At 60.6% G+C, this 25,011-nt stretch carries 25 protein-coding genes and 1 pseudogene; 15 read left to right on the top strand and 11 right to left on the bottom strand.

Features of this window, described 5'->3' with window-relative positions:
- Positions 1-4 precede the first annotated feature (4 nt).
- The 4 genes from rlmH to AACY30_RS22610 all read right to left on the bottom strand — a co-directional run bounded on the left by rlmH (position 5) and on the right by AACY30_RS22610 (position 2,955).
- On the bottom strand, positions 5-472 hold the full coding sequence (gene rlmH, locus AACY30_RS22625; protein WP_003176297.1) for a 23S rRNA (pseudouridine(1915)-N(3))-methyltransferase RlmH: 468 nt from the start codon (positions 470-472) through the stop codon (positions 5-7).
- Positions 473-481: 9 nt separating this feature from the next.
- A complete protein-coding gene (gene rsfS / locus AACY30_RS22620; protein ID WP_003237041.1) occupies positions 482-976 on the bottom strand; it encodes a ribosome silencing factor in 495 nt (164 codons plus the stop codon).
- A gap of 69 nt (positions 977-1,045) precedes the next feature.
- Positions 1,046-1,690, bottom strand: a complete 645-nt coding sequence (nadD, locus tag AACY30_RS22615; RefSeq protein WP_049711370.1) for a nicotinate-nucleotide adenylyltransferase — start codon at positions 1,688-1,690, stop codon at positions 1,046-1,048.
- Positions 1,690-2,955, bottom strand: coding sequence for a glutamate-5-semialdehyde dehydrogenase (locus AACY30_RS22610; protein WP_339471376.1), 1,266 nt, complete (start codon positions 2,953-2,955; stop codon positions 1,690-1,692). The genes nadD and AACY30_RS22610 overlap by 1 nt, the downstream gene beginning before the upstream one ends.
- Positions 2,956-3,129: 174 nt before the next feature.
- On the opposite strand from AACY30_RS22610, the gene AACY30_RS22605 reads away from it, so the two are divergent.
- Positions 3,130-3,813, top strand: a complete 684-nt coding sequence (locus AACY30_RS22605; protein WP_339541179.1) for a DNA-3-methyladenine glycosylase — start codon at positions 3,130-3,132, stop codon at positions 3,811-3,813.
- A 118-nt stretch (positions 3,814-3,931) separates the two neighbouring features.
- Positions 3,932-5,248, top strand: a complete 1,317-nt coding sequence (locus tag AACY30_RS22600) for a bifunctional DedA family/phosphatase PAP2 family protein (RefSeq protein WP_339541140.1) — start codon at positions 3,932-3,934, stop codon at positions 5,246-5,248.
- Here the strand turns inward: AACY30_RS22600 and AACY30_RS22595 are convergent.
- The 3 genes from AACY30_RS22595 to AACY30_RS22585 are packed head-to-tail and all read right to left on the bottom strand — an operon-like array spanning position 5,245 to position 6,924.
- Positions 5,245-5,835 (bottom strand): LON peptidase substrate-binding domain-containing protein, encoded by a 591-nt coding sequence (locus AACY30_RS22595; RefSeq protein WP_339471374.1) that lies wholly within the window; start codon positions 5,833-5,835, stop codon positions 5,245-5,247. The genes AACY30_RS22600 and AACY30_RS22595 overlap by 4 nt on opposite strands.
- 22 nt (positions 5,836-5,857) lie before the next feature.
- Complete coding sequence (locus AACY30_RS22590) at positions 5,858-6,574, bottom strand: LrgB family protein (protein WP_339471373.1); 717 nt, start codon at positions 6,572-6,574, stop codon at positions 5,858-5,860.
- Positions 6,571-6,924: a CidA/LrgA family protein gene (locus AACY30_RS22585; RefSeq protein WP_049711365.1), complete on the bottom strand. Its 354-nt coding sequence runs from the start codon at positions 6,922-6,924 to the stop codon at positions 6,571-6,573. Before AACY30_RS22585 ends, AACY30_RS22590 begins: the two co-directional genes overlap by 4 nt.
- A 159-nt stretch (positions 6,925-7,083) precedes the next feature.
- Between AACY30_RS22585 and AACY30_RS22580 the strand changes: the two genes are divergently transcribed.
- The 3 genes from AACY30_RS22580 (at position 7,084) to AACY30_RS22570 (ending at position 10,033) form a co-directional block, all read left to right on the top strand.
- A complete protein-coding gene (locus AACY30_RS22580; RefSeq protein ID WP_339416931.1) occupies positions 7,084-7,539 on the top strand; it encodes a MaoC family dehydratase in 456 nt (151 codons plus the stop codon).
- Between the two features lie 104 nt (positions 7,540-7,643).
- Positions 7,644-9,362: a C13 family peptidase gene (locus AACY30_RS22575; protein ID WP_339541139.1), complete on the top strand. Its 1,719-nt coding sequence runs from the start codon at positions 7,644-7,646 to the stop codon at positions 9,360-9,362.
- Positions 9,363-9,391: 29 nt separating this feature from the next.
- Positions 9,392-10,033 (top strand): oxidoreductase, encoded by a 642-nt coding sequence (locus tag AACY30_RS22570; RefSeq protein ID WP_339494375.1) that lies wholly within the window; start codon positions 9,392-9,394, stop codon positions 10,031-10,033.
- Positions 10,034-10,120: 87 nt separating this feature from the next.
- Here the strand turns inward: AACY30_RS22570 and AACY30_RS22565 are convergent, their stop codons facing one another.
- The 4 genes from AACY30_RS22565 to AACY30_RS22550 are packed head-to-tail and all read right to left on the bottom strand — an operon-like array spanning position 10,121 to position 14,338.
- On the bottom strand, positions 10,121-10,405 hold the full coding sequence (locus AACY30_RS22565; protein ID WP_065873690.1) for a YceK/YidQ family lipoprotein: 285 nt from the start codon (positions 10,403-10,405) through the stop codon (positions 10,121-10,123).
- Positions 10,398-11,027, bottom strand: coding sequence for a flavin prenyltransferase UbiX (gene ubiX, locus AACY30_RS22560; RefSeq protein WP_003219402.1), 630 nt, complete (start codon positions 11,025-11,027; stop codon positions 10,398-10,400). Before ubiX ends, AACY30_RS22565 begins: the two co-directional genes overlap by 8 nt.
- Positions 11,024-12,373, bottom strand: coding sequence for a UDP-N-acetylmuramate:L-alanyl-gamma-D-glutamyl-meso-diaminopimelate ligase (gene mpl / locus AACY30_RS22555; RefSeq protein WP_339541138.1), 1,350 nt, complete (start codon positions 12,371-12,373; stop codon positions 11,024-11,026). Before mpl ends, ubiX begins: the two co-directional genes overlap by 4 nt.
- 57 nt (positions 12,374-12,430) lie before the next feature.
- Positions 12,431-14,338: a sigma-54-dependent Fis family transcriptional regulator gene (locus tag AACY30_RS22550; RefSeq protein ID WP_339541137.1), complete on the bottom strand. Its 1,908-nt coding sequence runs from the start codon at positions 14,336-14,338 to the stop codon at positions 12,431-12,433.
- Positions 14,339-14,611: 273 nt separating this feature from the next.
- On the opposite strand from AACY30_RS22550, the gene exaC reads away from it, so the two are divergent.
- From exaC to AACY30_RS22500, 10 genes and pseudogenes are all read left to right on the top strand, one after another.
- Entirely contained in the window at positions 14,612-16,132 is a 1,521-nt protein-coding gene (gene exaC / locus AACY30_RS22545) for an acetaldehyde dehydrogenase ExaC (RefSeq protein ID WP_339541136.1), read from the top strand.
- A 155-nt stretch (positions 16,133-16,287) separates the two neighbouring features.
- Positions 16,288-17,721, top strand: a complete 1,434-nt coding sequence (gene eat / locus AACY30_RS22540) for an ethanolamine permease (RefSeq protein ID WP_339471367.1) — start codon at positions 16,288-16,290, stop codon at positions 17,719-17,721.
- Positions 17,722-17,773: 52 nt separating this feature from the next.
- Positions 17,774-19,168 carry an ethanolamine ammonia-lyase subunit EutB gene (locus AACY30_RS22535; RefSeq protein WP_049711356.1) on the top strand — a complete coding sequence of 465 codons (1,395 nt, stop codon included), beginning with the start codon at positions 17,774-17,776 and terminating at the stop codon, positions 19,166-19,168.
- Entirely contained in the window at positions 19,165-19,998 is an 834-nt protein-coding gene (gene eutC / locus AACY30_RS22530; RefSeq protein WP_339471365.1) for an ethanolamine ammonia-lyase subunit EutC, read from the top strand. The genes AACY30_RS22535 and eutC overlap by 4 nt, the downstream gene beginning before the upstream one ends.
- Positions 19,999-20,090: 92 nt before the next feature.
- A complete protein-coding gene (locus AACY30_RS22525) occupies positions 20,091-20,549 on the top strand; it encodes a GNAT family N-acetyltransferase (RefSeq protein ID WP_339416942.1) in 459 nt (152 codons plus the stop codon).
- A gap of 325 nt (positions 20,550-20,874) precedes the next feature.
- Positions 20,875-21,531, top strand: a complete 657-nt coding sequence (locus tag AACY30_RS22520) for a DedA family protein (protein WP_339471364.1) — start codon at positions 20,875-20,877, stop codon at positions 21,529-21,531.
- Positions 21,532-21,537: 6 nt separating this feature from the next.
- Positions 21,538-22,353: a M90 family metallopeptidase gene (locus tag AACY30_RS22515; protein WP_339471362.1), complete on the top strand. Its 816-nt coding sequence runs from the start codon at positions 21,538-21,540 to the stop codon at positions 22,351-22,353.
- A gap of 109 nt (positions 22,354-22,462) precedes the next feature.
- On the top strand, positions 22,463-22,990 hold the full coding sequence (gene ppa, locus AACY30_RS22510) for an inorganic diphosphatase (protein ID WP_049711351.1): 528 nt from the start codon (positions 22,463-22,465) through the stop codon (positions 22,988-22,990).
- Positions 22,991-23,204: 214 nt separating this feature from the next.
- Positions 23,205-23,981 (top strand): LexA family transcriptional regulator, encoded by a 777-nt coding sequence (locus AACY30_RS22505; protein WP_339416946.1) that lies wholly within the window; start codon positions 23,205-23,207, stop codon positions 23,979-23,981.
- Between the two features lie 320 nt (positions 23,982-24,301).
- A pseudogene (locus AACY30_RS22500) lies at positions 24,302-24,886 on the top strand (IS630 family transposase); the annotation flags it as partial.
- Positions 24,887-25,011 lie beyond the last annotated feature (125 nt).

Raw genomic sequence — 25,011 nt, 5'->3', positions numbered from 1 at the left:
CAGATTATTTGTGATAAGGGTGCCCGGACAGAACTGTCCAGGCGCGATACAGCTGCTCACCGATCAGAATCCGTACCAACGGGTGCGGCAGCGTCAGCGCTGACAAAGACCAACGCTGGTCCGCCCGCGCACAGACTTCCGGCGCCAGCCCTTCGGGGCCGCCCACCATGAAGTTGACCGTACGCGAATCCAGGCGCCAGCGGTCCAGTTCCACCGCCAATTGCTCGGTGCTCCAGGGTTTGCCGTGCACTTCGAGAGTGACGATGCGCTCGTTGGGGCCGACCTTGGCCAACATGGCTTCGCCTTCCTGACGGATAAAGCGCGCCACATCGGCATTCTTGCCCCGGGTATTCAGCGGTATTTCCACCAGTTCAAGCGACAGCTCAGCGGGCAGACGCTTGGCATACTCGTGCCAGCCTTCTTCCACCCACTTGGGCATGCGTGAACCGACAGCGATCAGACGCAGGCGCACAGCCGTTCCTTATTCCTGGTCTTTGTTCAGCTTGTCGAAGTGCGCGTGGCCCACTTCCGGGCTGTGGTGCTTGCCATCGGCGGCACGGCTCTGCTCGGCGCCTTTCCACAGACGCTCCAGGTCGTAGAACTGGCGAGCGTTGGAGGTCATCATGTGCACGATCACGTCGTCCATGTCCAACAGCACCCAGTCGCTGTCGCCCTTGCCTTCTTCACCCAGCGGCTTGACGCCTTGGGCTTTGACGGCTTCGCGAACCTTGTCCAGCATCGCGCCGATCTGGCGGTTGGAGGTACCGGTGGCGATGATCATGTAGTCGGTGATGCTCTGCTTGTCGCGCACGTCCAGCACTTGGATGTCCTGGGCCTTAACGTCTTCCAGGGCCGCTACGGCGACTTTTACCAGCTCTTCGCCAGCCAGCTCAGGGCCAACGTGGGCTTCTACCGGCAGCGGGGCGCTTTTGAAGGTGCCTTTGCGCTTAACTTTGCTTACGTCTTTGTTCGTCATATAAAACTCGTTTTGCTCGTATGTACGGGCGCTCGCTGTACGACTGTGCGTACGCTCAAGCGCGCCTTTTCAGTTCGACGCACGGTAAAGCCCGTGCGCATCGATGTAGGCCAGGACCGCGTCAGGCACCAGGAAACGTACCGACTTCCCGCTGGCCAGCAGTTGACGGATCTGGGTGGCGGACACCGCAAGCGGGGTCTGCCAGACGAATGCAATATTCCCGTTCGGCCCGGTCAGGGCCAAGGGGTCACTTACCGACCGCGCGGCCAGCAGGTTGCGCAAGGCATCCGGCGGTTCGCTGTCGGCATCCGGGCGTTGCAAAACCAGGATGTGGCAATGCTGAAGGAGTTCCTCCCAGCGATGCCAAGAGGGCAGGCCGCAAAATGCGTCCCAGCCCAAAAGCAGAAACAACTGGTCATCTGCGGCCAGTTCGGCGCGCATCAGCTCCAGGGTGTCAACAGTGTAGGACGGTTTATCGCGCTTGAGCTCATGGTCGTCCACCACCAGCGGCGAGATACCTTCCACGGCCAGGCGCACCATTTCAAGGCGCTGCTGCGGCGACACCTGCGGCGTATCGCGATGCGGAGGCCGAGCGTTGGGCATCACCCGCAGCTCGTCCAGCGCAAGGGCATCCGCGACTTCCAGGGCACTGCGCAAGTGGCCGATGTGCACGGGGTCGAAGGTACCGCCGAGCAGCCCGATGCGTTTAGCCATCAAGTGCGCACATGACCGTCGCCGAACACCACGTACTTCTCGCTGGTCAGGCCTTCCAGGCCAACCGGGCCGCGTGCGTGGAGCTTGTCGGTGGAAATGCCGATCTCCGCCCCCAGGCCATACTCGAAACCATCGGCAAAACGCGTCGAGGCGTTGACGATCACCGAAGCGGAATCCACTTCGTTGAGGAAACGCCGGGCATCGCTGAAATGCTCGGAAACAATGGCGTCGGTGTGCTTGGAGCCATAGGTGTTGATGTGCTCGATGGCCTCATCCAGGTCGTCGACGATGCGGATCGACAGGATCGGCGCCGTGTACTCGGTGTACCAGTCTTGTTCGGTGGCCTCGATCACGTCCGCGCCAAGCAGCGCACGGGTACGCTCACAACCGCGCAGTTCCACGCCCTTGTCACGGTAGATGGCAGCCAGCGGCGGCAGCACGCGATCGGCAATGCCGACGTGCACCAGCAGGGTTTCCATGGTGTTGCAGGGGGCGTAGCGGTGAGTCTTGGCGTTGTCGGCGATGCGGATCGCCTTGTCGATGTCGGCAGCGATGTCGATGTATACGTGACACACGCCGTCCAAGTGCTTGATGACTGGCACCTTGGCATCGCGGCTGACGCGCTCGATCAGGCTCTTGCCGCCACGTGGCACGATCACGTCGACAAATTCCGGCATGGTGATCAGCGCACCTACGGCGGCGCGGTCGGTGGTTTCCACCACCTGCACCACTTCGGCGGGCAACTCGGCCACGGCCAGGCCCTGCTGAATACACGCTGCAATGGCGCGGTTCGAATTGATCGCCTCGGAACCGCCACGCAGGATGGTGGCGTTGCCGGACTTGAGGCACAGGCTCGCGGCGTCAATGGTAACGTTCGGACGCGACTCATAAATGATGCCGATCACGCCCAGCGGCACGCGCATCTTGCCGACCTGGATGCCGGACGGCAGGTAACGCATGTCGCGGATTTCGCCGATGGGGTCAGGCAGCTTGGCCACCTGACGCAAACCTTCGATCATGTCGTCGATACGTGCCGGGGTCAGCGCCAGGCGGTCCAGCAGGGCCGGCTCCAGGCCATTGGCGCGGCCGTTGGCCAGGTCCAGTTCGTTGGCAGTGGCGAGCTCGGAGCGCGAAGCATCCAGAGCGTCGGCGGCAGCCAACAGGGCACGGTTCTTCTGCGCAGTGCTCGCACGGGCGATCAACCGCGAGGCCTGACGGGCAGCGCGACCCAGGCGGGTCATGTAGTCAAGAACGGACTCAGTCATGGTCAGGGAGTCTTGGCATGGAGGAAAGCGGCAGATTATAGCTGTGACGCCGCCCGACTGACAGCGGTGAGGGGCGGATGGTCGAAATGAACTGTAAAAATCTGGGGTTCAGCGGTAATTAAGGTGGGAGTTGTTATGATTCCGTCACATTTAGCCGTATTTACCCTGACTGCCATGCCCAGCTCATCGCCCCTACCCCCCGCCAGCGCCCTGCCCGACAGCTTCTTCGAGCGCGATGCGCAAACTCTTGCGCAAGCATTACTCGGAAAAGTCATCCGCCATCGCGTCGGCGAAACCTGGCTTTCTGCACGAATTATTGAAACCGAAGCCTATTACGTGGCCGAAAAAGGCAGTCACGCTTCATTGGGCTACACAGAAAAGCGTAAGGCTTTGTTTCTGGATGGCGGTCATATCTACATGTACTACGCCCGTGGTGGCGATTCCCTGAACTTCAGCGCTCAGGGGCCGGGTAATGCCGTGTTGATCAAATCGGCGTATCCGTGGGTCGACGCGTTGTCCGGCCCCGAAAGCCTGGCGCAGATGCTGTTGAACAATCCAAATGCCGATGGCAGCCCTCGCGCCGCTCAAAAGCTGTGCGCAGGCCAGACGTTGCTGTGCAAAGCCTTGAGGTTGAAGGTGCCGATGTGGGATGCCAAGCGCTTCGATCAGGAATTGCTCTACGTTGAGGATGTGGGCCAGGCGCCGACTCAGATCATCCAAACCACCCGCCTGGGCATTCCCAGCGGCCGTGATGAACACTTGATGTACCGCTTTGTGGATGCTGGCTATGCGCCTTATTGCACACGGAACCCGCTGCGCCGGGGCCAGGTCGAAGGTCGCGATTATTTTTTGATTTGATTAGTAGAGGCCGCTGTTCCTGCTGAAAATTGATATCTGCAGCGCGGCAGATTCAATGTGGGCGGCGAGTCCGGATATGAATTTGCAAGGCAGTGGCCGAATAAATGGAGTGGATTGTATGGGCCAATGGCTCGATAGCATTACCGGCTGGTTGACCCTCAACCCCGAATGGCTGGCGGTGGCGGTGTTTATCGTCGCCTGCGTGGAGTGCTTGGCCATCGCCGGGTTGATCGTGCCTGGCACGGTATTGTTGTTTGCTATTGCCGCACTCGCCGGCAGCGGCGCACTGCCCCTGAGTGAAACCTTGCTGCTGGGCTTTCTGGGCGGTCTGCTCGGTGACGGGGCTTCCTACTTTCTGGGTCGACATTTCCACCAGAACATCCGGCGCTTGCCCGGCTTGCGTCACCATCCTGAATGGATGAACGGCGCTGAAACCTACTTCCACAAGTACGGCATTGCCAGCCTCCTGGTCGGACGCTTCATCGGCCCGCTGCGCCCTATGCTGCCGATGGTGGCGGGCATGTGCGACATGCCATTTCCGCGCTTTGCGGTGGTGAGCGTCGTGGCGGCAGCGGGCTGGTCGGTGGCCTATCTGCTGCCGGGCTGGGCGACCGGCGCCGCCTTCCGCTTGCCTCTGCCCGAGGGGTTCTGGCCCGAGGCCGCAGTGGTCGCAGGATGCCTGGCCGTACTGATCGGGCTGAGCGTGAACAGCAGCTTGCGCGGCCATCGTCGCGCTACCTTGTGGATGGGTTGCGCGAGCCTGGTGCTGTTGATCGCGCTGTTTATCGGCTACCACGCTCTGGACAACTTCGACCATGGCCTGACCGCCCTGGTGCAGGAACATCGCAGCCCTTGGTTGGATGAAGTGATGGTGCGCATCACCCAACTGGGTGAATTCAAGAAGATGTTTTTCGCCAGCGCCGTCTTCACCGGCCTGCTGCTATTGGCACGCCAATGGCGCCATGCGGTGTTTGTCGGCATAACGCTGGCGGGCGCTGCGGTGATCAACACCGGGACCAAGCTGTTTTTCGCTCGCGGACGGCCGGAAATCCTTACAGACCCTTTGACCAGCTTCAGCATGCCCAGCGGCCACGCGTCCGGCGCTTTCGCGTTTTTCCTGGCCCTGGCGATCCTGGCCGGTCGCGGGCAACCCACACGGCTGCGCCTGACGTGGATGCTGCTGGGCTGCATTCCGGCTGCATTTATCGCGATGTCGCGGGTCTACCTCGGCGCCCATTGGCCCACGGACATCCTGGCCGGCACACTGCTGGCGATGACGGTGTGTGCGTTCAGCCTGGGCATCAGCCAGTACCGAAGCCCGCTGCCCGCCATGTCACAAAAAACCTGGTGGCTGTTGTTGCCGGCGCTGATTACGGTGCTGAGCTTCATCGCATTCACCGGCACGCCGCATGCTCTGCTGCGCTACGCCTATTAAGTGAACAGCTCCCCCTGCAATTCATCGAGCAGCATCTGGATCGCATCCAGGCGCTGCTGCGGGTCGTCGAGTTGCAGCAGGTCGACCTTGTCGGCCTCGGTGAAGGGCAGCAGATACGCCAACTGATTGCCCAAGGCTTGCTGCCCGTCGGCGTGCGCATCCATGTCCAGCGAAGCAACCAAGGGGTGCTCGGCCAACGCCTGCAGCAGCGCCAGCAGGTCGGCGTCCTCTTCTTCCAGCGGTTGGTCAGGCAGTTCTTCGAGCCATTGCACGTCGGCCACCAGCAATTGGTCACTCTGCACGCCCGCATCCCGCACGCGGAACCTGCGACCGCCTTCGACTCGAATCCCCAGCAGGCCGTTGTCCTGTTGTTTGAAGTCGCGAATCAGCGCTTCACAGCCGATCAGCGCGTAGCCGTCCGGGGCCATGCCCACTTCCCTGCCGTCGAGGATGCACACCACGCCGAAGCTTTCGCCCTTTTTCATGCAGCGGCTGATCATGTCCAGGTAGCGCGCCTCGAACAGTTGCAGGTCGAGGGTGCAGCCAGGGAACAGCACGGTATTTAGCGGGAACAGCGCCAGACTCATAAAAGGTTTCCTTAACCCCGATTTAAACGATCACTGACACAGCCAGCGGCAGGAGCACCGCCGTGGCTACGCCCATCAGACTCATGGCCAGCGCCGCAAAGGCACCGCACTCTTCGCTTTCCTGCAGGGCCACCGAGGTGCCGACAGCGTGGGCGGTCATGCCCAGGGCCATGCCTCGCGCTTCGGGGCTGTACACGCCCAAGCGTGAAAGCAGTGACGGGCCGACCATCGCCCCCACCACCCCGGTGATCAGCACAAACACCGCCGCCAACGCTGCCACGCCGCCGATCTGCTCGGCCACCAGCATGGCAATCGGCGAGGTCACCGACTTGGGCGCCATGGTCATCAACATCATGTGCTCGGCGCCAAACCACCAGCCCAGCAGCACACACAGGCCGGTGGCCAACACCCCGCCTACCACCAGCGTAGTAAAAATCGGCCAGAACAATTGGCGAATCCGTCGCAGGTTCAAATACAGCGGCACGGCCAGCGCCACCGTCGCCGGGCCGAGCAGGATGCCCATGATCTCGGTGCTCTTGCGGTATTCGGCGTAGCTCAGGCCACAGGAGAGCAACACGCCGATCACCAACAGCATGGAGACCAGCACCGGTTGCAGGAACACCCAACGGGTCTTCTCGAACCCTGCCAACACCAGTTGATAGGCACCGAGGGTGATACCAATGCCGAACAAGGGGTGATGAATCACCGCCGTCCACGCGCCCTGCCAGTCGAAGCTCATTGATCCTTCTCCTTGCGCTTGACCATGTGTTGCATCAGCACACCGACAAACGCCATGGCGATCACCAGCGACAGCACCAGCGCGCCGACAATCGCCCAGAAATCAGCGGCAATGTCCTTGGCGTACACCATTACCCCCACCGCCGGCGGCACCAACAGTAACGGCAGGTAACGCAACAGGCTGCTGGCCGCCAGGCTCAGGGGTTCGCCGACTTCGCCGCGCCACACCAGGTAACCCAGCATCAGCAACAGGCCGATGATCGGCCCCGGCAGCACCGGCAGCAGCAAATGATTGAGTGCCGTGCCGATCAATTGAAACAGCACCAGCCATGTCAGACCGCGTAACAGCATCCGTTTTCTCCCCCTCAAAACGTGTCGGCATTATAAGCATGCCCGCCGTATGCTCAGGCATTCGCCAAAAGCATGGTGGGTTGACCCGACCTGTTGCCCATGATGATCTACATTGAAGTTCGTCTACTGATAAAAACCGATGAACCAAGGAGAGACGCAATGCCTTATATACCCGTAGCGCAGCTCAACGATTATGTCGGCAAGGAACTGGGACGTTCCGAATGGCTCACCATCGACCAGGCGCGCATCAACCTGTTCGCAGAGGCCACAGGCGATCATCAGTTCATCCACGTCGACCCGGTCAAGGCCGCGCAAACACCGTTCGGCAGCACCATCGCACACGGTTTCCTGTCGTTGTCGCTGATGCCCAAGCTGATGGAAGACATCCTGATCATGCCTGAAGGCCTGAAGATGGCCGTCAACTATGGCCTGGACAGCGTGCGCTTTATCCAGCCGGTAAAGGTTGATTCCAAGGTGCGGCTGAACGTGACCCTGACCGACGTCACCGAGAAAAAACCTGGCCAATGGCTGTTCAAGGCCACCGCCACCCTGGAAATCGAAGGTCAGGAAAAACCCGCCTACATTGCCGAGTCGCTGTCACTCTGCTTCGTGTAAGCCTTGCCTGTGGTGAGGGGTAAAACCTCACCACTGTGTATGTAAATTTATGTATGAAACTCGCGGCTGCGGCATACTCGGCGCTCAATTACCCGGATCCCGCTATGCGCCCACTCGCTCCCCTTGCCCTTGCCCTGTTGCTCACCGCTTGCGGAGACGGCGAATCGCTGTTGCCGCCCGATGCGCGCCTGCCCGACGGCGGCCGTTACCGGGGCGATGTGGTCAATGGCTTGCTGCAAGGCCAGGGCCGTGTGGACTACCCCAATGGCAGCTGGTACGCCGGCCAGTTCGACAAAGGTCAATGGCACGGCCAGGGCGAATGGCATGGCAGCAATGGCGAAGTCTATAAAGGTCAGTTCAAACAGGGCCTGTTCGACGGCCAGGGCAGCCTGACCACGGCGGGCAGTCACTATGTGGGCGGTTTCAAGAACGGGCGACGCAACGGCGAAGGCACCCTCAAAGAGGGGCAGATGACCTATCGCGGTGAATTCAAGAACGACCAGTATTCCGGCCTCGGCCGCCTGGAACTGGCCGACGGCAGCCAGTACCAGGGCCAGTTCGCCCACGGCAAGCCGAATGGCGAAGGCCAGCGCAACGATGACAGTGGCAACCAGTTCAGCGGCCATTTCGTCGATGGCCAACTGGAAGGCAACGGCACGTTCAACAGCGCCGACGGCGACATCTATGTCGGCCAGTTCAAACAGAACCAGCTCAACGGCAAAGGCCGCTATGAGAACGCCGACGGCGACGTGTGGATCGGCCAGTTCAAGGAAGGCGCGCTCAGCGGCAAAGGCGAGTTGATTGGCGTCGATGGTAGCCACTACGTGGGTCAGTTCAGCGATTGGCGCTTTACCGGTGAAGGCCGCCTGAACCTCACCGACGGCAGCTTCTATATTGGCGGCTTCGACAGCGACAGCTACCAAGGCAAAGGCACCCTCGTCCTCACCGATGGCACCGTACAGGCCGGCACGTGGGTCAATGGCCTGCGTGTGCGTGATGCCGACGGCAAATTATTGCCCGACCCACTGGAAATCGGCGTGCTGGCCCAGGGCCGCCTGCTGGATACCGCCCTCGCCGAAGTGCCCGCCTCCACCCCCGCCGTGGAGCTGTACACCCTCGCCGTGGCCGGTGACGGCAAACAGAGCGTGTTCCTGCGCGAGGCCGATTACGTCAGCAACCTGCTCGCAACGCGTTTCGGCGCGCGCGGGCAGATTCGCCTGGTCAATCACCGCGACCACATCGCCGACCGCCCCCTGGCCACCCGCGAAAGCCTGCGTCGCGCCGTGCAAACCCTGGCCGAACGCACCGGGCCGGAAGACTTGGTGTTTATTTACATGACCAGCCACGGCACCCACGAACACGAACTGGTGCTGGACCAACCGCGCATGGAACTGGCGGACCTGCCTGCCGATGAACTGGCCGCCGTGATGGCGCCGTTGAAGAACCGCGACAAGATCGTGGTGATTTCCGCCTGCTATTCCGGCGGTTTCATCCCGGCACTGAAAGATGAGCACACGCTGATCATGACCGCCTCGCGGGCCGACCGTGTGTCCTTCGGTTGTTCCGAGGAAGCCGACTTCACCTACTTCGGCGACGCCCTCTTCGCCCAAGCCTTCAACCAGACCGACGACCTGCAGCAAGCCTTCAAGCTGGCGCAACTGCATGTGGCCGAGCGCGAGCAGGCGGACAGCTTCGAAGCCTCCGAACCGCAGATCTGGGCCCCCAAGGGCGTCATCGCCCATTGGCAATTATTACGCAAACAGCAGGCACGAAAGGCGCTCGAAAGCGTCTCAATGAATAGTAAGGAAGCCAAAGGCAACTAAGCTGTAACGTGTAACGAGGGGGAAACACCATGTACCTGACTCCGCAGCATATCTTGCTCGCTGGCGCCTCCGGCCTCGCAGGCGAACACCTGCTCGACCGCCTGCTCAACGAACCCACCGTGACCCGCGTGCTGGCACCCAGCCGCAAGCCACTGGCCGAACACCCGCACCTGGAAAACCCGGTGGGCGACCCGGCGGTGTTCCTGCCGCAACTGAGCGGCCAGGTGGATATCGCCTTTTGCTGCCTGGGCACTACCATCAAACAGGCGGGCTCCGAAGACGCCTTCCGCGCGGTCGACCTGGACATGGTCGTGGCCTTCGCCAAACGTGCGCGGGAACTGGGCGCGCGACACCTGATCGTGGTCAGCGCGATTGGCGCCGACCCGAAGTCCTCGATCTTCTACAACCGCGTCAAAGGCGAAATGGAGGAAGCGTTGAAGGCTCAGGATTGGCCACAACTGACCATCGTGCGACCGTCGCTGTTACTCGGGGAAAGGCTGGAGCCGCGCTTGGCCGAACAGTTGGCAGGGCCGTTGTCGCGATTGATTCCTGGGAAATACCGCGGCATTGAAGTGTGCGAACTGGCCCGCGCCATGTGGCGCCTGGCCCTGGAAGAGCAGGATGGGGTACGGGTGGTGGAGTCGGATGAGTTGCGCAAGCTGGGCAAGTAATCCGATTTAACTATCTGGCAGAGATTCAAATGTGGGAGCGGCGGTTCGATGCTCCCACATTAGTTTTGTGCTGCCCTCCAGATAGGGTTAGAGACCACCGGTAGCGTTGAAGCCAACCCCAAGTACCGTCAACACCGACAGCGGCAACAACAGCGTATCGAGCAACGCACTCGCCGGCAGATCCACACCGGGATAGCTCGGCGCCTCGGCACCAAACCTGTCCTTGGCGCAACACCCCCCATTCATCGCATACAGATCCAGGCGCGTACCGGCATACACCACCGGCGCGCCTGGCTTTGCCGCATCCAGCGTGCGCGCAGTGGCGCAGCCCGTCAGATGCAACGCCAGTACGATCAGCAGCGCCTTATTCATCACTGCTCAAATGATGCTCGCCCCAACGCGGCAGCATGTCCTGAGGGATATTCAGCAGGTTGAGAATCCGCGCCACCACAAAATCCACCAAGTCATCGATGGTCTGCGGCTGGTGATAAAAACCGGGCGAGGCCGGCAAAATCGTCACGCCCATGTTCGACAACTTGAGCATGTGCTCCAGGTGAATGCTCGAATACGGCGCTTCACGGGGCACCAGGATCAACTGCCGGCGCTCCTTCAACGTCACGTCTGCTGCGCGTTCGATCAAGTTGTTGCAGGCACCCGTGGCAATTGCCGACAAGGTGCCCGTGGAACACGGCACCACCACCATGGCCGCCGGCGCACCGGAGCCGGAGGCCACGGGCGACATCCAGTCCTCTTTACCGTAAACCTTGATCTGCCCCGCCGCCGCACCGGTGTATTCAGTGAGGAAGGCCTGCATCATCTGCACCTTGGGCGGCAGCGCCACGTCGGTCTCGGTGGCCAGCACCAACTGTGCGGCCTTGGAGATCAGGAAGTGCACCTCACGGTCTTCGCGCACCAGACAGTCCAGCAGGCGCAAACCATAGGGCGCGCCGGACGCACCGGTCATCGCCAGGGTGACGCGCTCTGGGCCGCTCATTTCAGCGCCTCGGCCAGCTTGCCGTGCAGGCCACCGAAGCCGCCGTTGCTCATGACCACCACATGCGTGCCCGGCTTGGCCTGTTGCTTGACGTGCTCAATGATGCCTTCGATGGAGTCACACACGGTTGAGGGCACCGTGCACAGCGCGGCAATCGCCGGCAGGTCCCAGCCAAGGTTGGCCGGCGCGTACCAGACGGCCTCGTCGGCGTCGTTGACGCTTTCCGGCAGGCCATCGCGGTGCGCGCCAAGCTTCATGGAGTTGGAACGCGGCTCGATAATCGCAATGATCGGCGCATCACCGACACGCTTGCGCAGACCGTCCAAGGTAGTAGCAATGGCCGTTGGGTGGTGGGCAAAGTCGTCGTAGATGGTAATCCCATTCACGTCGGCGACTTTTTCCATACGGCGCTTCACGCTTTTGAAAGCACCCAACGCGGCAATGCCCATGGAAGGCACCACGCCCACATGCCGCGCGGCAGCGAGGGTAACCAAGGCGTTGGCGACGTTGTGCTGGCCGGTCATGTCCCAATCGACAATGCCCTGGGGTTCGCCTTCGAACAGCACTTCAAATCGGGAACCGTCTTCGCTGAGCAGCTTGACCTGCCACTGCCCGCCCGCGCCGGTGGTTTGCACCGGGGTCCAGCAGCCCATCTCGATCACACGCTGCAGCGCCGGCTCGGTGGTTGGGTGGATCACTAGGCCTTCGCTCGGAATGGTGCGCACCAAATGGTGGAACTGACGCTCGATGGCCGGCAGATCAGGAAAGATGTCAGCGTGATCGAACTCCAGGTTATTCAGGATCGCCGTGCGCGGGCGGTAGTGAACGAACTTGGAGCGTTTGTCGAAGAACGCACTGTCGTATTCATCGGCCTCGATCACGAAGAACGGCGTATCGCCCAGGCGCGCCGACACCGAGAAGTTCTGCGGCACGCCGCCGATCAGGAACCCCGGGCTCATGCCCGCATGCTCCAGCACCCAGGCCAGCATGCTACTGGTGGTGGTTTTGCCGTGGGTGCCGGCAACCGCGAGCACCCAACGGCCTTGCAGCACATGGTCCGCCAGCCATTGCGGACCAGACACATAGGGCAAACCTTTATTGAGTACGTATTCGACCGCCGGGTTGCCACGGGACATCGCGTTGCCGATCACCACCAGGTCCGGGACCGGGTCGAATTGCGACGGGTCGTAGCCTTGAGTCAGCTCGATGCCCTGGGCCTCGAGTTGCGTGCTCATGGGTGGGTAAACGTTGGCATCGGAGCCTGTCACGTGATGGCCCAGCTCTTTGGCCAGTACTGCCATCGAGCCCATGAACGTGCCGCAAATACCGAGAATATGAATGTGCATAGTCGACCTCGTAAAACATCGAGGCAGGTTAGCGCAGGGGGGCGAAAATCGCACCTTTTAGCTGAGGGTGTGACGCGCGATGCCGTGCCGGCGCAGCTTTCTATACAGCGTGTTGCGGCTCACGCCCAACTGCTCTGCCGTGTGCGTCATGTGCCAGCGCTGTTGCTGCAACGCCGTGAGCAGTGCGAGGCGTTCGGCGTCTTCCAGTGGCGATTCCACAAGCTTGGCCTGCGCAGCTGCCACGGGACGGGCCTGGCGAATCTGCGCGGGCAAGTCCTCAAGGCCGACACGCCCCTCGTCGCACAACGCCACCAGCGTGCGCAATACCGTGCGCAGTTGGCGCACGTTTCCCGGCCAGGCGAATGCCAGCAGCGCCCCACGCGCCGCCGGGTCGAGCGATACGGACTCACCGTTGGCTTCCTGTGCCAGCAGAAATTCGAGCAACTGGGATTTGTCACTGCGCTCGCGCAAAGGCGGCAACCCAACTTCCAGGCCATTGAGCCGGTAGTACAAGTCCTCGCGAAAACTGCCTTCTTGCACACGTTCCAGGAGATTGCGGTGGGTTGCGCTGATAATTCTGACGTTCACCGCCTGGGGCTCACCGCCGAGCGGCACCACCAGCCGATCCTCCAGCACCCTTAATAGACGGGTTTGCAGCGCCAGAGGCATATCGCCGATTTCATCCAGGAACAACGTGCCCCCGTCGGCTTGCTGCAGCTTGCCTTGCATGCCCTCTTTGCGCGCGCCGGTAAAGCTGCCGCCGCGATAGCCGAACAGCTCGCTTTCAATCAGGCTCTCCGGAATCGCCGCGCAGTTGAGCGCAACAAACGCCTTGTCGGCACGCTGGCTGGCCAGGTGCACAGCCTTGGCGAAGGCCTCTTTGCCGGAGCCGGTTTCGCCATTGATCAGTAACGGCACATCGCGCTCGAACACACGCAGCGCCTTGCTGAAACCCAGTTGCAGCACCGGGTCGCCCAGGCAGATACCGGGCAGGTGCGGGCGCGCCAGCACAACAGGTTTGGCAACGGGCGCCGGCGCGCTGCGCGCCTGGCCACGCAACGCCGCGAACAAATGCCGACCATCACGGGTACGCAACGGCCAACTGGCGGTGGCATTCGCGCTGGCGCGACCGAGCAACTGATCCAGGGAGCACTCGAAAAACGCCTCCACCGGCTGCCCAAGCAAATGGCCACGCAGTTGCCCCAACAGGTTCAGTGCACTCTGGTTGACCGCACAAATCCGCCCCTCGCCATCGAACGCCAGCAGGCCTTCGCTGAACAACCCTACCGACTCCGCCTGCAAGTGGAAGCGCAGCAGCCAGTGGTGTTCAAAGTGACGCAGGAAGTAGCAACTCTCGATCATCTTCGCCGACAGGTTCACCAGTGCCATGGTGTGGAACTGGCTCTGGCGCGACACTGCTTCCCGCGCCGACGACACATCCAGCACGGCCAGCAGGTCGCCGTGGGGGTCGAACACCGGGCTCGCCGAACAGGTCAGGCCCGTGTGACGGCCACGAAAATGCTCATCGCGATGAATGGTCAGGGACTGGCGCTCAACCAGGCAGGTGCCGATGCCGTTGGTGCCTTCGCAGGCTTCGCTCCAATCAGCGCCCAGCCAGAGCCCGGCGCGCTCGAAGATCTTGCGCTCGGACGGCGCAGTGACGCAGTTGAGGATCACCCCGCGCGCGTCAGTCAATAACACCGCATGCCCGGCACCGGAGAGTTGCTGATGCAGGCTGTTCATCTCGCTGCCGGCGATGTGCAGCACCTGCTGCAGGCGCTCGCGACTTTCCAGCAAGCGACCATGTTCAAGCACAGTAGGTGCAATGGTTTGCGCAGGGTCAAGGTGGTAGTCCTCCAGGCAACGCAGCCAGGAGCGAGCGATGGAAGGATCGCTGGACGGGTCGCGGCCATGCGCCACGGTCAGAACCTGTTGGGCATGGCGACTGAATTGATCGTTTTGCATTTCTTATTATTCTCCCTGCGTGAGAACGCCCAGCATCCCCCAGCCACCCAGGCATTGCAATCCCGGGCCGACCCACCGGTCACAGTCTGTACCGCTTGTGGCACAAACTGTCACATGACCTGTATCAGCCCTGCCACAGCAACGCCTTGCAATAATGCACAACCCCTTGATTTACCTGGCGTACAAAGCGGTGGCCCAACCTTTGCTCTACGCTTTATTACGCGCTTGCTGCGCTGCACTCCGAATAAACATAAAAGCCAGGAGATACCCACCATGCGTTATGCACACCCCGGTACTGAAGGCGCCGTCGTTTCGTTCAAGGCCAAGTACGGCAACTACATCGGTGGCGAATTTGTTGCGCCGGTCGACGGCAACTATTTCACCAACATCTCGCCGGTCAACGGCAAGCCTATCGCCGAATTCCCGCGCTCCACTGCCAAAGACATCGATAAAGCACTGGACGCCGCCCACGCTGCCGCCGACGCCTGGGGCAAGACCTCGGCCCAAGACCGCTCGCTGGTCCTGCTGAAAATCGCCGACCGCATCGAACAGAACCTCGAACTGCTGGCCATCACCGAAACCTGGGACAACGGCAAGGCCGTGCGTGAAACCCTGAACGCCGACATCCCGCTGGCCGCCGACCACTTCCGTTACTTCGCCGGCTGCATCCGCGCCCAGGAAGGCTCCAGCGCCGAGATCAACGAACACACGGCGTCCTACCACTTCCATGAGCCGCTGGGCGTGGTCGGCCAGATCATCCCGTGGAACTTCCCGCTGCTGATGGCCGCGTGGAAACTCGCCCCGGCCCTGGCCGCCGGCAACTGCGTGGTGCTCAAGCCTGCCGAGCAAACCCCGCTGGGCATCAGCGTGCTGATGGAATTGATCGGCGACCTGCTGCCACCGGGCGTGCTGAACGTGGTGCACGGTTTCGGTAAAGAAGCCGGTGAAGCCCTGGCCACCAGCAAACGCATTGCCAAGATTGCCTTCACTGGCTCTACGCCTGTGGGCTCGCACATCATGAAATGCGCTGCGGAGAATATCATTCCGTCGACTGTTGAGCTGGGCGGCAAGTCGCCGAACATCTTCTTTGCCGACATCATGAAAGCCGAGCCTTCCTTTATTGAAAAGGCCGCTGAAGGCCTGGTGCTGGCGTTCTTCAACCAGGGCGAAGTGTGCACCTGCCCAGCCCGCGCGCTGGTGGAAGAGTCGATCTACGACGACTTCATGAAAGTGGTCATGAAGAAAGTCGAGCAGATCAAACGCGGCGACCCGCTCGACACTGACACCATGGTCGGCGCCCAGGCGTCCGAGCAGCAGTTCGACAAGATCCTGTCCTACCTGGAAATCGCCAAGGGCGAAGGCGCGCAACTGCTGACGGGCGGCAAAGTCGAGAAGCTCGAAGGTGATATGGCTGGCGGTTATTACATCCAGCCGACCCTGCTCAAGGGCACCAACGAAATGCGTGTGTTCCAGGAAGAAATCTTCGGGCCGGTGGTGAGCATCACCACCTTCAAGGACGAAGCCGAAGCCCTGGCGATTGCCAACGACACCGAGTTCGGCCTGGGTGCCGGCGTGTGGACCCGCGACATCAACCGCGCCTACCGCATGGGCCGCGCGATCAAGGCGGGCCGCGTGTGGACCAACTGCTACCACTTGTACCCGGCGCATGCGGCGTTCGGCGGTTACAAGAAGTCCGGCGTGGGGCGTGAGACGCACAAGATGATGTTGGATCATTATCAGCAGACTAAAAACCTGCTGGTGAGTTACGACATTAATCCACTTGGCTTCTTCTAACTTAGCCTTCTAGCAGGCAACCCGCTCTCAACTTGAAATGCGATCAAGTGTGGGAGCTGGCTTGCCAGCTCTCAACTTGAACTTCGCAAGTAGCGGCTACCTCATTCGGCACAAAGAGGCCGGGTTAAAAACAATAACAACGAAAGGTACTTCTTATGCCTAGCGAACCCACTGGATCCTCCGTCGACTTCGAAAAAGTCGGCACCGACTACTTCCAACAACGCGAACTTAAAAAAGGCGCCGCCGGCTGGGTGCTGCTGGTCGGCCTCGGCGTTGCCTATGTCATCTCCGGCGACTACGCCGGCTGGAACTTCGGCCTGGCCCAGGGTGGCTGGGGCGGGATGTTCCTGGCCACCTTGCTGATGGCCACCATGTACCTGTGCATGTGCTTTTCCCTGGCCGAACTGTCTTCGATGATCCCTACCGCCGGCGGTGGCTACGGCTTTGCCCGCAGCGCCTTTGGCCCTTGGGGCGGGTTCCTCACGGGCACCGCGATCCTGATCGAATACGCCATCGCCCCCGCCGCCATTGCGGTATTTATCGGCGCGTATTGCGAGTCGCTATTCGGCATCGGCGGCTGGATGATTTACCTGGCGTTCTACATCATCTTTATCGGCATCCACATCTTTGGTGTCGGTGAAGCCCTGAAGCTGATGTTTGTGATTACTGCCGTCGCCGCGATTGCCCTGGGCGTGTTTCTGGTGGCCATGGTGCCGCACTTCAACGTCGCCAACCTGCTGGATGTCCCGGTAACCGAAGCCAAAGGCGCCAGCACCTTCCTGCCATTCGGCTATGTGGGTGTGTGGGCGGCAATTCCCTATGCCATCTGGTTTTTCCTCGCGGTCGAGGGCGTGCCGCTGGCCGCCGAAGAAACCAAAAACCCGAAACGCGACCTGCCGCGCGGCCTGATCGGCGCCATTGTGGTGCTGACCAGTTTTGCCCTGCTGATCCTGGTGATCGCACCGGGCGGCGCCGGCACTTACGCGCTGATCAAGTCCGGCAACCCGCTGGTTGAAGCGCTGGCCTTGGCCTACGGCGGCTCCACGTGGATGGGCGGCTTCGTCAACCTGGTTGGCCTGGCTGGTCTGATCGCGAGCTTTTTCTCGATCATCTATGCCTATTCGCGGCAGATCTTCGCCTTGTCCCGCGCTGGTTACCTGCCACGCAAACTGTCCCAGACCAACAAAAGCAAGGCGCCGGTGCTGGCACTGGTGATCCCTGGCATCATCGGTTTTGGCTTGTCGCTGACCGGCCAGGGGGATTTGCTCATCCTGGTGGCGGTGTTTGGCGCGACGATTTCCTACGTGCTGATGATGGCCGCGCACATCACCCTGCGCATCCGTCGCCCCAAAATGGACCGTCCGTACCGCACGCCGGGTGGCATCTTCACGTCAGGCGTTGCACTGGTACTGGCCTGCGTGGCCGTGGTGGCGGGCTTTCTGGTGGATCCACGGGTGGTGATTGGCGCCGCGATCATCTATGGAGTATTAATTGCTTACTTTGCTTTCTACAGCCGGCATCACTTGGTAGCAGGCACGCCCGAAGAGGAATTCGCGGCGATCCAGGCCGCAGAGGCCGCCTTGCACTAAATGCCGTAAACCTCGACGCGGGCAGCAGCCCGCGTCGTCAAGGAGACACTGTATGGCAAGCTTTTCCCACGCGGTAGGTGCACAAACCTACCGCTTCGACAGCCTCAAGGACGTGATGGCCAAGGCCAGTCCCGCACGTTCCGGGGACTTTCTCGCCGGCGTCGCTGCACAGAACGACGGCGAACGGGTGGCCGCGCAGATGGCGTTGGCGAATATCCCGCTGAAACACTTCCTGGAAGAAGTGCTGATTCCGTATGAAAGCGACGAAGTCACCCGACTGATTATTGACACCCACGATAAACAGGCGTTTACGGCGGTCAGCCACCTGACCGTCGGCGGCCTGCGCGACTGGCTGCTCAGCGACGCCGCCGATGAACAATCCCTACGCGCATTGGCGCCAGGGCTGACACCGGAAATGGCGGCCGCCGTGTCCAAGATCATGCGCGTGCAGGACCTGGTGCTGGTGGCGCAGAAGATCCGCGTGGTCACGCAGTTTCGCGGCACCATGGGCCTGCGCGGGCGGCTATCCACACGGCTGCAACCCAACCATCCGACGGACGAACCAGCAGGTATCGCGGCGAGCATCCTTGATGGCCTGCTCTACGGCAACGGCGACGCCATGATCGGGATCAACCCGGCCACCGACAGTATCGCCTCGATCTGCGCCATGCTGGAAATGCTCGACGCGATTATCCAGCGCTATGAGATCCCGACCCAGGCCTGCGTGCTGACCCACGTCACCACCTCCATCGAAGCGATCAACCGTGGCGTGCCGCTCGACCTGGTGTTTCAGTCGATTGCCGGCACCGAGGCCGCCAACGCCAGTTTCGGCATCAGCTTGAGTGTGCTGCAGGAAGGTTACGACGCGGGTTTGAGCCTCAATCGCGGCACGCTGGGCCAGAACCTGATGTATTTCGAAACTGGCCAGGGCAGTGCCTTGTCGGCCAACGCGCACTTTGGCGTCGACCAGCAAACCTGCGAAACCCGCGCCTATGCAGTGGCGCGGCACTTCAAGCCGTTCCTGGTGAACACCGTGGTCGGTTTTATCGGCCCCGAGTACCTGTACAACGGCAAGCAAATCATTCGCGCGGGCCTGGAAGACCACTTCTGCGGCAAGCTGCTGGGCGTGCCGATGGGTTGTGATATCTGCTACACCAACCACGCCGAAGCCGACCAGGATGACATGGACACCCTGCTGACCCTGCTGGGCGTGGCCGGGATCAACTTCATCATGGGCATCCCCGGTTCCGACGACATCATGCTCAACTACCAGACCACCTCGTTCCACGACGCCTTGTACGCCCGCCAGACCCTGGGGTTAAAACCGGCGCCGGAGTTTGAACAGTGGCTGGCGAAGATGGGCATCTTCACGCAAGCCGACGGCAAGGTGCGCTTCGGCAACAGCTTGCCACCGGCGTTTCGCCAAGCCTTGGCGCAACTGGGATGAAGGAGCCGCCCGTGCAACTAGACCTGCCTGACAACCCATGGCTGGAACTGCGCCGCCTGACGCCGGCGCGTATTGCCCTGGGCCGAACCGGCACCAGCATCCCCACCAGCGCGCAATTGGACTTCCAATATGCTCACGCCCAGGCGCGGGACGCGGTGCACCTGCCCTTCGACCACGCGGGCCTGAGCAGTCAACTGGCAGAACGCGGACGCGATAGTTTGTTACTGCACAGCGCTGCTGCCGACCGGCACAGCTACCTGCAACGCCCGGATTTAGGGCGGCGCCTCAGTGATGAGTCGGCCCAGGCACTGCGCGACCATGCCTCGGCCAATCCCGGCGGTGTGGACCTGGCGGTGGTGGTAGCCGATGGTTTATCGGCGCTGGCGGTGCATAAACACACCCTGGCGTTTCTTGCACGCATGGAGGAACAAACCCACGCTGAAGGCTGGTCTTTGTCGCCCGTCATTTTGGTGGAGCAAGGCCGCGTGGCGGTGGCGGATGAAATCGGGCAATTGCTCGGTGCCAGGATGGTGGTGATCCTGATTGGCGAACGGCCAGGGCTCAGCTCGCCGGACAGCCTGGGGCTGTATTTCACCTACAACCCCAAAGTGGGCCTTACTGACGCCTATCGCAATTGCATCTCCAACGTACGCCTGGAAGGACTGAGTTACGGCATGGCGGCCCATCGCCTGCTGTATCTGATGCGAGAGGCGTGTCGTCGGCAGTTGTCGGGGGTCAATCTCAAGGACGAAGCGCAGGTTCAGACAATCGAATCCGACGATCCGGACCTGATGAAAGGCAATTTCCTGCTCAGTTCACCGGATGACTGATTGATGGGCGATTGCGCTTTTTCACGCCATTAGGCAGCATCGAGTCACGGCCGCTTGCGTGGTCATACCCAATCTGGAAGTTGAGGCCTGGCATGCGGATTACTCAAGCGACCCTGGAACACCTGGACCTGTTGACCCCGTTGTTCGTCAAGTACCGCGAGTTTTATGGCGCCTTGCCCTTCCCGGACTCCTCACGGGCCTTTCTGGAAAAACGCCTGCGCCGCAAGGAGTCGGTGATTTACCTGGCCCTGGCGGACGATGACGATAAAAAGCTGCTTGGATTTTGCCAGCTGTACCCCAGCTATTCGTCGCTGTCGCTGAAGCGGGTGTGGATTCTTAATGACATCTACGTGGCGGAAGACGCGCGTCGCCAGTTGGTGGCGGATAACCTGATGCGCACGGCGAAGAAGATGGCCAAGGAGACATATGCGGTGCGGATGCGGGTGTCGACCAGCAGTGACAATGAAGTGGCTCAGAAGACCTATGAGTCGATCGGGTTCCGTGAGGACACTGAATTCAAGAACTACACGCTGCCGATCAGTGAAGATTAACCAAACACCACAGACCTAATGTGGGAGCTGGCTTGCCTGCGATAGCGGCGGGCCAGTTGGCCATGCATTGGCTGACACTCCGCTATCGCAGGCAAGCCAGCTCCCACACAAGCTCTGCTCCCACAATTGGACATTCGATAACATTCAGACCGTAGCCCAGCATTTGCGCGACATCCCCCGCTACAAAACCAACACGCTTTTCACCACTCTATCCGTATAATGCGCACCTTTCAGGGTTGTAAGAAATGCGGCATACACTTGTAGCCTTATTACCCGAGCTTCCGCACAGGCCTGCAGAGCCGGGCCATTCACACAGGTGCCATCCATGGATTTCAACCCGCTCGACCTTATCTTGCATCTCGATGTTTACCTCGACCTGCTGGTAACCAATTACGGTCCGTGGATCTACGCCATTCTGTTTCTGGTCATTTTTTGCGAAACCGGCCTGGTGGTCATGCCGTTCCTGCCCGGTGATTCGTTGCTGTTTATCGCCGGTGCCGTGGCCGCTGGTGGTGGCATGGACCCGGTCTTGCTGGGCGGCCTGTTGATGCTGGCGGCGATTCTTGGCGACAGTACCAATTACGTCATCGGGCGAACGGTGGGCGAACGCTTGTTCAACAACCCCAACTCGAAAATCTTCCGTCGCGATTACCTGCAAAAAACCCATGATTTCTATGACAAGCACGGCGGCAAAACCGTGACCCTGGCGCGCTTCCTGCCAATCCTGCGCACCTTCGCGCCGTTCGTCGCCGGCATCGCGAAAATGCCCTACGCACGGTTCTTTGGTTTCAGCCTGCTGGGCACCATCCTCTGGGTGGGCGGCTTGGTCACCTTGGGCTACTTCTTTGGCAACGTGCCGTTCATCAAGAAAAACCTGTCGCTGCTGGTGGTGTTTATCATCCTGCTGTCGCTGGTGCCGATGATCATTGGTGTATTGCGCAGCCGTTTTGGCCGCTCCTCCTCCGAAGCCAAGTCGCAGTAAGCGACGATGTGGTCCCTCAGCGCCTGGCGTCGCCAGCGCTTGCTGGCCAGGCACCCGATTGCCGAGGAGACCTGGCAGCGGGTGCGCCAGCACCTGACCTTCCTCGACGGCATCGCTGCGGAGCAGGACCAGTGGCTGCGCGAAGCCTGCGTGGTGTTCCTCGCCGAAAAACACCTCACCGCCCTGCCCGGCGTCGAACTGCACCAGGAACAACGCCTGCTGCTCGCCGCTCAGGCGCAACTGCCGCTGATGAACCTCGGCGACCTCGATTGGTACCAAGGCTTCCACGAAATCGTGCTGTACCCCGACGACTTCATCAGCCCCCAGCGCCATCGCGACAGCAGCGGCATCGAACACGAATGGGACGGCGAACACAGCGGCGAAGCCTGGCAACAAGGCCCGATCATCCTCGCCTGGCCCGGCGTACTCGCCAGCGGCCACTGGGAAGGCTACAACCTGGTGATCCACGAACTGGCGCACAAGCTCGACATGCTCAACGGCGACGCAAACGGCCTGCCACCGCTGCACCACGACATGCGCGTGCAGGATTGGGCCAGCGTGATGCAAAGCGCCTACGACGACCTCAATCGCCAGCTAGACGCCAACCCGGACGCCGACACCGAGATCGACCCCTACGCCGCCGAAAACCCGGCGGAATTCTTTGCCGTCACCAGCGAATATTTTTTCAGCGCCCCGGATTTGCTGGTGAACAGTTATCCACAGGTGTACGCGCAACTCAGCCGCTTTTATCGCCAGGATCCCTTGGCCCGCCTCACCGAACTGCAGGCCAGCGACCCACGTTATCAGCCACAAGGCGAATGACCGTACGACGTCTGGTGCATGGCATCAGCGTCAGAATGTGCCTATAATCGCCGCCACTTTTAGGCCAATCCGGCCAAGTTTCTTGGCCAATTAACGGGGGCAACGCCCAATGAGCTACAGCAAGATTCCGGCTGGCAAAGACCTGCCGAACGACATCTACGTCGCCATCGAGATTCCGGCCAACCACGCGCCGATCAAATACGAAATCGACAAAGACAGCGACTGCCTGTTCGTTGACCGTTTCATGGCCACCCCGATGTTCTACCCGGCCAACTACGGTTTCATCCCGAACACCCTGGCTGACGACGGTGACCCCCTCGACGTGCTGGTTGTAACCCCTTACCCGGTTACCCCAGGCTCGGTTATCCGCGCACGCCCAGTCGGCATCCTGAACATGACCGACGACGGCGGCGGCGACGCCAAAGTAATCGCAGTGCCACACGACAAGCTGTCCCAGCTGTACGTGGACGTGAAGGAATACACCGACCTGCCGCCCCTGTTGCTGGAGCAGATCAAACACTTCTTCGAGAACTACAAAGACCTCGAAAAAGGCAAATGGGTGAAGATCGACGGTTGGGGCGACGCAGAAGCCGCTCGTGCCGAAATCATGAAGTCGGTCGCGGCCTACAAAGGCTGATACCTGCTCCTCATTGCCTCGGCAATTGAAAAAGCCCCGATCATTCGGGGCTTTTTTTGTGGGAAAAATTAAACGACAAGTTCAACTCTTTATAAGTAATGTTTAACTAGCGAGCGAATCCGAAGTATTGAGCTACAACTAAGCAAAAACCTACAGGCGCAACTCAACGCATGGTTTATTTGATCTGTAAATCCCGCCAGTAAACTCTGCGTTTATGAATACATCAGGTGATCGTTTAAAAGCGCTACTGCGGGAAGTTCATCTTTCCGCCTCCGACTTCGCCAAGAACCGTGGTGTCACGCCTCAACACGTGAACAACTGGTTCAAGCGCGGTGTACCCATGGGCCGGCTCAACGAGATCGCAGAACTACTGTGCATCTCCAGCCGTTGGTTGCGCACCGGCGAGGGCCCCAAACACCCACCGGCCAACTTCCTGCTGGAAGGCCCGGACACCCGAAAAGGACTGCCCTCGACCCGCGAAGGAAGCGGCAAATACCTCACAGGCCCCGCCTGCCCTCCAGAAAAAATCGACGTGGAGATCGACCTCCACCCCTCATTCACCTCCACCGAACGCATCCGCGTCTCCCTGCACACCCTCCAAACCCTCACCGTAAACCCCGACCGCGCCCTGGGTGCCTACATGGTCGACAACAGCATGATCGACATCATCCAACAAGGCGCCACCCTCGCCATCGACCGAGGCCGCACGCAACTCATCGACGGCGAAATCTACGCCGTTGAACACGACGGCATGCTGCGCATCAAATACCTCTACAACCGACCTGGCGGTGGTTTGCGCATGCGTAGCCACAATGCCAGTGAACACCCGGACGAATACCTCACGCACGAGCAACGCTTTGAACAGAACTTCCAGATTCTGGGGTGGGTGTTCTGGTGGTCCACCCTGAACAACCGCCGGCCCCCAGTGCCGCTGGATGAACACCTGTTGGGCTGGGAAGGCTCTAAATCGGAGCCGGAGGTGGGCATTTGAAATGAATGTGGGTATCATGCGCCGCACATTTGGCAGGGGGTGGCTTTGCGCTATCCACCCTGCTCGGCGATGCGGAGGAGTTCCCGCGGATGCCCCTACTATTCAGCCTGACGCAATGTGGGCTGAGCGATTTGAAGGCTGCTGAGGTTTGTCAAAAACAAGCTGAGGCAGTCACAGAGAAGCCGGCCACAAGCCGGCTTTTTAATGCCTGACGAGTACCCACTTGCGGTACACGGTATCATTAGTGTCGTGAGCGGTTAGTTCATTTTCTAACGTGTAAAGATATACTGTGTGCCCCTCGCCTCGAGATGGTTCCACGCATGCCTCGACCAATTGCTCCTTTTGCACTGCAACCCGCCGACGTCATTACGCTTCAAGGTTGGTTGCGCATGAGTACGCTGGAGCAAAGCCTCGGCCAGCGGGCGCGGATACTCCTTTTGCTCGCTGAAGGGGTGACGCCCATGGCCATCTGTGGGCAGCTACAGATCACTTCACCGACGGTGTTCAAGTGGCGAAAACGCTACCTTGAGTCGGGAGTCGAGGGGCTGAGCGACCTGCCGCGTAGCGGTCAGCCCCTGAAACTGGGCGCTGAGAAAGTCAAAGAAATCCTGACCCTGACATCTCAGCGGGTTCCCAAGGAGGCAACGCATTGGAGCGTTCGGTTGATGGCCAAATACGCGCGCGTTACCACCTGGCAAGTTCGACAAATCTGGGCGGCGTCCGATCTCAAACCGCACCGACTGAAGACATTCAAGATCAGCAATGACCCGCACTTCGCCGAAAAGGTCATTGATGTGGTCGGGCTCTATCTGAGCCCTCCGGACAACGCCATGGTGCTCTCAGTTGACGAGAAAACCCAGATCCAGGCGCTGGATCGTACTCAGCCAATGCTGCAACTTCGGCCGTAAGCGATCCACCATGTACACATTCAAAACTGCCCGTTGAAGCCTGATGCTGTGCTCCCGATTCCCATCAGGAGCCCGCAGTTATGATGCGCCCCGACGCCAAAGTTGAAAAAGTCTACCTCTAC

The organism is Pseudomonas sp. RA_5y_Pfl1_P24, from assembly GCF_963970945.1.
GTDB classification, from domain to species: Bacteria; Pseudomonadota; Gammaproteobacteria; order Pseudomonadales; family Pseudomonadaceae; genus Aquipseudomonas; species Aquipseudomonas tritici.
The sequence above is the reverse complement of the archived record's forward strand: the minus strand, read 5'-3'. Positions and strand labels throughout refer to the sequence as shown.

Coding starts and splice junctions, on each gene's coding strand:
- ppa (WP_049711351.1), top strand. CDS start 22,463: ATGAGCTACAGCAAGATTCCGGCTGGCAAAGACCTGCCGAACGACATC.
- AACY30_RS22600 (WP_339541140.1), top strand. CDS start 3,932: ATGGGCCAATGGCTCGATAGCATTACCGGCTGGTTGACCCTCAACCCC.
- AACY30_RS22505 (WP_339416946.1), top strand. CDS start 23,205: ATGAATACATCAGGTGATCGTTTAAAAGCGCTACTGCGGGAAGTTCAT.
- AACY30_RS22605 (WP_339541179.1), top strand. CDS start 3,130: ATGCCCAGCTCATCGCCCCTACCCCCCGCCAGCGCCCTGCCCGACAGC.
- AACY30_RS22580 (WP_339416931.1), top strand. CDS start 7,084: ATGCCTTATATACCCGTAGCGCAGCTCAACGATTATGTCGGCAAGGAA.
- AACY30_RS22525 (WP_339416942.1), top strand. CDS start 20,091: ATGCGGATTACTCAAGCGACCCTGGAACACCTGGACCTGTTGACCCCG.
- AACY30_RS22535 (WP_049711356.1), top strand. CDS start 17,774: ATGGCAAGCTTTTCCCACGCGGTAGGTGCACAAACCTACCGCTTCGAC.
- AACY30_RS22515 (WP_339471362.1), top strand. CDS start 21,538: ATGTGGTCCCTCAGCGCCTGGCGTCGCCAGCGCTTGCTGGCCAGGCAC.
- mpl (WP_339541138.1), bottom strand. CDS start 12,373: ATGCACATTCATATTCTCGGTATTTGCGGCACGTTCATGGGCTCGATG.
- AACY30_RS22590 (WP_339471373.1), bottom strand. CDS start 6,574: ATGAGCTTCGACTGGCAGGGCGCGTGGACGGCGGTGATTCATCACCCC.
- exaC (WP_339541136.1), top strand. CDS start 14,612: ATGCGTTATGCACACCCCGGTACTGAAGGCGCCGTCGTTTCGTTCAAG.
- AACY30_RS22585 (WP_049711365.1), bottom strand. CDS start 6,924: ATGCTGTTACGCGGTCTGACATGGCTGGTGCTGTTTCAATTGATCGGC.
- AACY30_RS22610 (WP_339471376.1), bottom strand. CDS start 2,955: ATGACTGAGTCCGTTCTTGACTACATGACCCGCCTGGGTCGCGCTGCC.
- AACY30_RS22570 (WP_339494375.1), top strand. CDS start 9,392: ATGTACCTGACTCCGCAGCATATCTTGCTCGCTGGCGCCTCCGGCCTC.
- AACY30_RS22520 (WP_339471364.1), top strand. CDS start 20,875: ATGGATTTCAACCCGCTCGACCTTATCTTGCATCTCGATGTTTACCTC.
- eutC (WP_339471365.1), top strand. CDS start 19,165: ATGAAGGAGCCGCCCGTGCAACTAGACCTGCCTGACAACCCATGGCTG.
- rsfS (WP_003237041.1), bottom strand. CDS start 976: ATGACGAACAAAGACGTAAGCAAAGTTAAGCGCAAAGGCACCTTCAAA.
- AACY30_RS22565 (WP_065873690.1), bottom strand. CDS start 10,405: ATGAATAAGGCGCTGCTGATCGTACTGGCGTTGCATCTGACGGGCTGC.
- eat (WP_339471367.1), top strand. CDS start 16,288: ATGCCTAGCGAACCCACTGGATCCTCCGTCGACTTCGAAAAAGTCGGC.
- AACY30_RS22550 (WP_339541137.1), bottom strand. CDS start 14,338: ATGCAAAACGATCAATTCAGTCGCCATGCCCAACAGGTTCTGACCGTG.
- AACY30_RS22595 (WP_339471374.1), bottom strand. CDS start 5,835: ATGAGTCTGGCGCTGTTCCCGCTAAATACCGTGCTGTTCCCTGGCTGC.
- AACY30_RS22575 (WP_339541139.1), top strand. CDS start 7,644: ATGCGCCCACTCGCTCCCCTTGCCCTTGCCCTGTTGCTCACCGCTTGC.
- ubiX (WP_003219402.1), bottom strand. CDS start 11,027: ATGAGCGGCCCAGAGCGCGTCACCCTGGCGATGACCGGTGCGTCCGGC.
- nadD (WP_049711370.1), bottom strand. CDS start 1,690: ATGGCTAAACGCATCGGGCTGCTCGGCGGTACCTTCGACCCCGTGCAC.